Source organism: Acidiphilium sp. JA12-A1, from assembly GCF_000724705.2.
Classification (GTDB): Bacteria; Pseudomonadota; Alphaproteobacteria; order Acetobacterales; family Acetobacteraceae; genus Acidiphilium; species Acidiphilium multivorum.
In genome coordinates, this window is record NZ_JFHO01000223.1 from 1 (window position 1) to 2109 (window position 2109).

A 2109-nucleotide genomic window follows, 5' to 3' on the forward strand; every position below is an offset into this window, starting at 1 on the left:
GGTCGCTGGATTTCGTCTCCGACGCCCTGACATGCGGGCGCAGGTTTCGGATCTTCGCCGTCGTGGACGATTTCAGCCGCGAATGCGTTCGCTTGATCGCCGACACGTCAATTTCGGGCGCCCGGGTGGCACGCGAGTTGGATATGGCGATCACTGAGCGCGGGGCGCGCCCGCTCATGGTGGTCAGCGACAACGGCACTGAGCTCACCAGCATGTCGATCCTGCGCTGGTCGAAAGAGCGGAACGTGGAATGGCATTACATCGCGCCCGGCAAGCCCCAGCAAAACGGGTTCGTCGAGAGCTTCAACGCCCGGCTCCGGGACGAGTGTCTGAACGAGACCTTGTTCACGAGCCTGCCTCAAGCGAGGTCCGTGCTGGCCGCCTGGCGTCACGACTATAATCATCACCGCCCCCATTCGAGCCTGGGCAACAAAACCCCGGCAGAGGTGGCGGGAAAAATCAGCGGCGCGCCGGGTTGGGGGTTAACCCCCAACCCGGCTGTTGCACCTACGCCCAATCGTGGGCATCACTCGAGGATGAGACTCTACTCCTGAATGGCGGGAACTTAGGGCTCAGACCATCACCTCCAAGTCCGAAACCACCAGTTCCGGAACCAGCCTCGCCGAGTTTGCCATTCCAATAAGCCCTTTAACCCCTATCCGACCGCTGTAATTACAGCTGCCCGCTGCTGCTACCCCCCCAAGTTCGCCACGCTCGTGCGAAATTCCTGATTTTCGCATTTTCTGATTCCAATAATGATGCTGTATCGTGGCGCGGATGGGAAATGCACTTTCAGGATCACCTGGACCGCATCCGTGGATGGCAATGCCCCATCCGCAAGCACTCCATCTGGAATTGCGAAGCCTCCACGCAGTCTATCTCATCCTGCCCACCTCGGCGGAGACGAGGGAAGTCCACCGGTTCCAGGCGTATCAGGGGTCGGATACCCTCGGCCGGCTTGAATTCGAGCAGATGCTCGACGCCATGCGCCAGGGCGCCACGCCATTTTTCGGTCATCCGGGCAATCTTGCGGCATCCGTCGCTTCTACGCGGCCTGGCGCAACGAACGTCAGGAGGTTCCGCCGGCACTCCTGATCCGGCAGTTGCAGGAGGATGTCCGCCACGGTGCGCTTGCGGTCTTCCGTTTCGCGAGAGACCCGCATCGCAGCATGATCCGCGGCGATGCCGGCAGTGGGGTCCTGCCGGGCCGCGGCCCGGTATCCGGCTGGAGCGGCGGGCAGAAGGTGGTCGCCATGTTCGAGGCGATCCCGGAATGTCTTGGAGAGGCCAGCCGGGCGGAATTCAGGGCGTTCCTGACACCGCAGAACCTTGCAGTGATGGCGCTGTTCTTTGGCGGGATCGCGGTCGTGCAGGCGCTGCCAGGGGCGGATGCGATCGTGGACGGCATGATCGCCGGGCTGGCCTAGTGGCAGTTCGGTTGGGCGGGGTTGATTGCCGGAAAAGATTTCGTCGAGGCGGTGATCAAGGCCGGCCACGCCACGACGGGTGAGGAGATCAAACTCGCCGCCAAACTGGCCGCGGCGGCGCTGGTCTCGCTGGGCCTGCTCGTCCTGCTCCGCGAAATCGTCAAGCGCGTGCATGAGGTGAAACCCAAGGCGCCAGAGGCAGAGGATGAACCCCTACCTCCCAAATCCCCACGCCAGCAGGTTCTGGCTGCGTATCCGGCGCGCGGCTCGACCGACGATATCATGCAACGCTACAACAACGGGAATGATGGCGTTACATATCCCCGGCGCGCCGATCAATTCACACCGGATAGCGTTTATGATTCAACCGCGCCTGCGGCTGACCAGCGTACTGCCATCAATCAGTTACAGAGCCAACTCGACTCAAGTGGAAATCCAGCGTGAGACGACGACAAGATCGACCAAATTCTGAATAGCGGCTCCAAATTTGGCACCAGCGATTACTCCGCGGGCGATAATATCTACAAAATTCAGAATCTTGGCTACAACCCTGATACACCCAGCCCCTATATTCTGGATCAGAATGGCATGAATCAGTTGATCAATCAGGGATATGTCGATGAGAATCTGAACGTGACGAACGCCGCCGGGGTCAAGCAATATCTAGCTTTACCATGTTACA

The 2109-nt window shown here is 60.2% G+C and carries 4 protein-coding genes; all 4 read left to right on the top strand.

Annotated elements, in window-relative coordinates; all coding sequences use genetic code 11:
- On the top strand, positions 1-554 hold a 554-nt coding region (locus tag RT91_RS19410), incomplete at its 5' end, for an IS3 family transposase (RefSeq protein WP_035189523.1).
- A gap of 271 nt (positions 555-825) precedes the next feature.
- Positions 826-1095, top strand: coding sequence for a hypothetical protein (locus RT91_RS22705; protein WP_240314377.1), 270 nt, complete (start codon positions 826-828; stop codon positions 1093-1095).
- A gap of 74 nt (positions 1096-1169) precedes the next feature.
- Positions 1170-1427 (top strand): hypothetical protein, encoded by a 258-nt coding sequence (locus RT91_RS22710; protein ID WP_240314378.1) that lies wholly within the window; start codon positions 1170-1172, stop codon positions 1425-1427.
- A 21-nt stretch (positions 1428-1448) separates the two neighbouring features.
- Positions 1449-1871, top strand: a complete 423-nt coding sequence (locus RT91_RS22715) for a hypothetical protein (RefSeq protein ID WP_035189529.1) — start codon at positions 1449-1451, stop codon at positions 1869-1871.
- The last annotated feature ends 238 nt before the right edge of the window (positions 1872-2109 follow it).

Bases quoted from the DNA above. Each gene is read 5' to 3' on its own strand.
- RT91_RS22705 (WP_240314377.1), top strand. From the start codon at position 826: ATGCCCCATCCGCAAGCACTCCATCTGGAATTGCGAAGCCTCCACGCA.
- RT91_RS22710 (WP_240314378.1), top strand. From the start codon at position 1,170: ATGATCCGCGGCGATGCCGGCAGTGGGGTCCTGCCGGGCCGCGGCCCG.